The sequence below is a fragment of the Mesorhizobium sp. M1A.F.Ca.IN.020.06.1.1 genome, assembly GCF_004023265.1.
In the GTDB taxonomy this organism is placed as follows: domain Bacteria; phylum Pseudomonadota; class Alphaproteobacteria; order Rhizobiales; family Rhizobiaceae; genus Mesorhizobium.
Window position 1 is genome coordinate 1 of the sequence record NZ_RZSR01000358.1, and the last position, 5,419, is coordinate 5,419.

Here is a 5,419-nt window from a genome sequence, read left to right on the forward strand (position 1 = left end):
GGTCAGTGAGATGGTGACGCTGCCGTCCTCATTGTCGCTCCGCGAGACGACATCGCCATTGCGACAGAGCCAGTCGACCTGGCCGAGCTCAGCGGGGCTCAACGTCACCGTCATCGTTTCCAACTCGCCCGACACTCTGGCCTCGATGAGCGCCTTGAGCGCATCGATCCCCTCGCCGGTCGCTGCCGATATCGCGATCGGCGGCGCCTTGCCGCCGGCGCTCTCGGCAAGCAGGCGCTCGCGATTGCCTTCGTCGAGCAGGTCGATCTTGTTCCACACCTCGATCACGCGGCTGGTGTCCGCGGCATCGACGCCGAGATCGCCAAGGATGCGCTCGACATCCTCGGCCTGCGCTGCCGTGTCCGGATCAGAGATATCGCGCAGATGCAGCACGAGATCGGCCTCGACGACCTCTTCCAGCGTCGCCCGGAAGGCCGCGACCAGATGAGTCGGCAAGTCCGAGATGAAGCCGACCGTGTCCGACAGGATGATCGGCGTGCCGTGCGGCAGGCGCACGCGGCGCAGCGTCGGATCGAGCGTGGCGAACAGCATGTCCTCCGCCAGCACCCCTGCCCCGGTCAGCCGGTTGAACAGCGTCGACTTTCCGGCATTGGTGTAGCCGACGATCGCAACTACCGGAAATGGCACCTTCTTGCGTTTTGCGCGGTGCAGGTCGCGGGTGCGGCGAACCGTTTCCAGCTCATGTTTGAGCTTGGTGATCTTGTCCTGCAGGATCCGCCGGTCGGATTCGATCTGCGTTTCGCCGGGACCGCCCAGGAAACCCGCGCCGCCGCGCTGCCGTTCGAGGTGGGTCCAACTGCGCACCAGCCGACCCTTCTGATAGTTGAGATGCGCCAGCTCGACCTGCAGGGTGCCTTCCTTGGTCCTGGCGCGCTCGCCGAAGATCTCGAGGATAAGCCCGGTGCGGTCGAGCACCTTGGCGTTCAGTTCCTTCTCGAGATTGCGCTGCTGCACCGGCGTGAGCGGATGGTCGACGATGACCAATTCCGCCTTGCGTTCCTTCACGATGTCGGCGAATTCGGCCACTTTGCCGCTGCCGAGCAGCGTTGCCGGGCGGGGATCGGTGACCGTCACCACTGCGGTGTGGACCGGGTCCAGGTCGATGGCGCTGGCAAGCCCGACCGCCTCGTCGTGGCGGGCATCCGCCGAGCGGCTCAGGCGCGGGCGGCTCGAATCGTCATCGCCCCGCGGCTGGCGCGCAAGCACCGGCACAATGACAACGGCCCGGGTCGGATCCTTGGCTTCCGGCCCAAGTTGATGTCCTTGTTTCCCGCGAACTCTGCGGTCCGCGTCCTGCTCACGTGCCAATCAGGCGCCCTGGCCTTCCTCGCCATCAAACATCTGAACCGGCTGGCTCGGCATGATCGTGGAAATGGCGTGCTTGTAGACGAGCTGGGAATGCCCGTCGCGCCGCAACAACACACAGAAATTGTCGAACGAAGTGACCACGCCGGTCAGCTTCACACCGTTGATGAGAAAGATGGTAAGTGGATTTTTGCTCTTGCGAACTGAATTCAGGAACAGGTCCTGAAGGTTTTGCGATCGTTCCGCCATTGTTTTTGTCTTTCGCCGATCCCCTTCGGTCTGCAGGCCAATGCGCCAAATTACGCGGCGCCTGTCAAGCGCGCAAACCCCCTCTTGCCGCCTAAACGACAAGCAGAACGAGATAGTTGAGGTTCATTCCACCTTTGCGGTTATCAGGCTGGACTTTTTTCCGCAATGTCAAAAAATGCCTGCCGCAACGAAAGTGTCATGGAGCCGGGGTGGCCGTTTGCGATCGGCGCGCCGTCGATTTCGACTACCGGCATGGCGATCGTGGTCGCGGAACTGATGAAAGCCTCCCGCGCTGCCTTGGCTTCGGCGATCGAAAACCCACGCTCCTCGATCGTCAGACCGAGCTTTTCGGCGACGTCGAACAGTGTCGTGCGGGTGATGCCGCGCAGGATGCCGTGTTCGGCCGGCCGCGTCACCAGAACGCCGTCGCGGGTGACGATCCAGGCATTGGACGAGCCGCCCTCCTTGACCGTGCCGTCGGAGTCGACGAACCAGGCCTCCTGGGCGCCGGCTTCTTTGGCCTTCTGCTTGGCGAGCACATTGGCAAGCAGGCCGGTGCTCTTGATGTCGACGCGGTCCCAGCGATTCTCCGGGACGGTGATGACCTTGATGCCGGTCTCAACCCGCTTGGCGGCAGCAGAGGGGTCGGCCTTCCGGGCGGTTATAACCAAGGACGGACGGGTGCCGGCTGCCGGAAAGACGAATTCACGGCTGGCGACGCCGCGCGTCACCTGGAGATAGACGAGGCCGTTGACGACGTTGTTGCGGCGCACCACCTCGCGCAGCAGCATCGGCAGGACGCCTTCCGAGACGGGCCATGCGATCGACAATTCCTTGAGCGAGCGCTTAAGCCGGGCCAGATGGCGCGGCATGTCGACGATAAAGCCGCGCGCCACCTCGCAGACCTCATAGACGCCGTCAGCGAACTGATAGCCGCGATCCTCGATATGGACGCGGGCTTCGGCATGGGCGACGTAGCGCCCGTTGACATAGGCAATGCGCGGCATGGGCTACCTCAGGGAAATATCCGGCTCTCTTAAGCGATTCCGCCGCTGCCGTAATGAACAATCGCGTGGGCCAGCCGGCTTTAGGCAATTCCAGACGGAAGGGTACGGCGAAGCCGCCGAGCCCAACCGGCGCTGCCCACTTTTCCTGGATTGCCTTTACACGCCCAGCGACTTCAGCTTGCGGTGCAAGGCTGATCGCTCCATGCCGATGAACTCGGCCGTCTTCGAGATGTTGCCGCCGAAGCGGTTGATCTGTGCGATCAGATAGTCCTTCTCGAATTGCTCGCGCGCCTCGCGCAGCGGCAGCGCCATGATGTGCTGGTCCGACTGGTTGGGGGTGCGCGGCATGACGTCGCCGATCTCGGAGGGCAGAAGGTCAGCGGTGATCGGCGCGTCGACGTCGCCGCCTCGCGCCAGGATCATCAGCCGCTCGACATTGTTGCGCAGCTGGCGCACGTTCCCCGGCCAGTTGTGTGCCTGCAGCACGGCCAGCGCGTCGTCACCGATGCGGCGCGGCTTGATACCGGCCTGCCGCGCGATCTGCTTCATGAAATTGTCGACGAGATACGGAATATCCTCTCGCCGTTCGGCGAGACCCGGCACAGTGACGGGGACCACCGCCAAGCGATGATAGAGGTCCTCGCGGAAGCGGCCATCGGCAATCATGGCCTCCAGGTTTTGCGCTGTGGAGGATATGATGCGGACGTCGACCTTGACCCGCTTTGTGCCCCCTACCCGCTCGAACTGCTGCTCGACCAGCACGCGCAGAATCTTGTTCTGCGTCTCGCGCGGCATGTCGGCGACCTCGTCGATGTAGAGGATGCCGCGATGCGCCTCCTCCAGCGCGCCGACCTTGCGTTCGGTGCCGTTCGATTCGGTGCCGAACAGCTCGATCTCCATACGTTCCGGCGTGATGGTGGCGGCGCTCAGCGTCACGAACGGCCCGTTCTTGCGCGCCGACAGCGCGTGGATGGCGCGCGCCGTCAGTTCCTTGCCGGAACCCGACGGACCGATGATCATGATGCGGCTGTTGGTGGGCGCGACACGCTCGATGGTCTGCCGCAGTTGGCTCATCGCTGACGACATGCCGATCAGGTCGAAGGTCTCGCCGCTGCGCAGCTTGAGGTCGGAGACCTCGCGACGCAACTTCGAAGTTTCCAGCGCGCGCTCGGCGATCAGGATGAGACGGTCGGCCTTGAACGGCTTCTCGATGAAATCATAGGCGCCGCGCCGGATGGCCGACACCGCCGTTTCGATGTTGCCGTGACCGGAGATCATCACCACCGGCATGTTCGGATGCATGGTCTTGATCTCGTCGAGCAGCGCCAGACCGTCGAGGCGCGAGCCCTGCAGCCAGATATCGAGGAAAATCAGCCGTGGCGCGCGATCGGCAATCGCCGCCAGCGCGCTGTCGGCATCGTGTGCCGTGCGGGTTTCGTGACCTTCGTCGCTCAGGATACCGGCGACCAGTTCGCGGATGTCTTCCTCGTCATCGACGATGAGAATGTCAGACGCCATTACCGACCTTTTCAGTTTCTCGTTCGTGTTCGTCGCGGCCTTCGCCGGGTGGCGGCGCGGGGACGACCGCCGCCGGCGGCAGGACGATCGAGATCATCGCGCCCCGGCCGCCGTGGAAATCGGGCGGCGCGTCGTGCAATTCGAGCCGGCCGCCATGGTCCTCCACGATCTTCTTGACGATAGCGAGGCCAAGGCCGGTGCCTTTTTCGCGCGTCGTCATGTAGGGCTCGAGCAGTCTCTGCCGATTCTCGCGCGGCAGCCCTTTGCCGTTGTCGATAACATCGATTCTTATGGCGCCATCTTGACGCCCGGCTTGAATCCGGATTGTGCCGTCGGAACGGTCTTGCGCATCAAGTCCGTCGATGGCCTCCGCGGCGTTTTTGATGACGTTGCCGAAGGCCTGCGCCATCAGGCGGCTGTCGAACGTTCCCTTGAGCGGCTCGTTGCCGAAATCACGCTGGAAAGCAATGTCGGAGCGGCTGACTTCCACCAGGAACGAAGCTTCGCGCAGCGACTCGCGCAGGTCTATCACCTTCATCTCCGGCTTCGGCATGCGGGCGAAGGCCGAGAATTCGTCGACCATGCGGCCGATGTCCTCGACCTGACGGATGATGGTGTCGGTGCATTGATCGAAGACTTCGCGGTCCTCGGTGATGACCTTGCCGTAACGGCGCCTGATGCGCTCGGCCGAGAGCTGGATGGGCGTCAGTGGATTCTTGATCTCATGGGCAATGCGCCGCGCCACATCGGCCCAGGCCGAGGACCGCTGCGCCTGCACGAGATCGGTAATGTCGTCGATGGTGACGTCATAGGATTTTTCTTCCGAGCCGTCGTCTCCGGCCTCGACGGTGACCTGGACATTGAAAGTCCGTTCCATGCCGGCGCGGAAGAAAGTCACCTGCTCGCGATAGACCGGCTTGCCGGATTGGCGCCCGATCTCGAAGACGCGACCGACATGCGGCAGGATGGCGGAGAGGTTCTGTCCGAGCGCGGCACTCGCCGAGATCGCCAGCATCGTTTCGGCCGAGCGATTGGCGATGGTGATGACGCCGTAGGGATCGACGCCGATGACGCCTGCGGTCACGCCGGCCAGCACCGCTTCCGAGAACCGCCGCCGCTCGTCGATCAGGTCTTTGGCCGACAGCAGCTCGTTGCGCTGCGATTTGAGCTCGAGAATCATGTTGTTGAAGGTTTCGCCGAGCGAAGCGACGTCGCCGTCGGATTGACGTACCGGAACGGCGACGTCGAGATTGCCGGTGGCCACCTCGTCGGCCGCGCCGATCAGCTGGCGGATCGGCCGGACAATGCGATCGGCCACG

The 5,419-nt window shown here is 63.5% G+C and carries 5 protein-coding genes; all 5 read right to left on the reverse strand.

All coding sequences use genetic code 11. The annotated features are described in order from the left end of the window. Nucleotides 1-1,329, reverse strand: a 1,329-nt coding sequence (gene hflX / locus EOA60_RS16915; RefSeq protein WP_128311636.1) for a GTPase HflX, incomplete at its 3' end; no start/stop codon positions are given. Further along, complete coding sequence (gene hfq, locus EOA60_RS16920) at nt 1,330-1,575, reverse strand: RNA chaperone Hfq (RefSeq protein ID WP_066989720.1); 246 nt, start codon at nt 1,573-1,575, stop codon at nt 1,330-1,332. It lies immediately after the preceding gene. Nucleotides 1,576-1,718: 143 nt separating this feature from the next. Further along, complete coding sequence (locus EOA60_RS16925) at nt 1,719-2,582, reverse strand: D-amino-acid transaminase (RefSeq protein ID WP_067321352.1); 864 nt, start codon at nt 2,580-2,582, stop codon at nt 1,719-1,721. Nucleotides 2,583-2,738: 156 nt separating this feature from the next. Beyond that, complete coding sequence (locus EOA60_RS16930) at nt 2,739-4,100, reverse strand: sigma-54 dependent transcriptional regulator (RefSeq protein ID WP_066989715.1); 1,362 nt, start codon at nt 4,098-4,100, stop codon at nt 2,739-2,741. After that, the coding region (locus tag EOA60_RS16935) for a PAS domain-containing sensor histidine kinase (RefSeq protein ID WP_164899359.1) at nt 4,090-5,419 on the reverse strand (1,330 nt) is incomplete at its 5' end. The genes EOA60_RS16930 and EOA60_RS16935, both read right to left, overlap by 11 nt.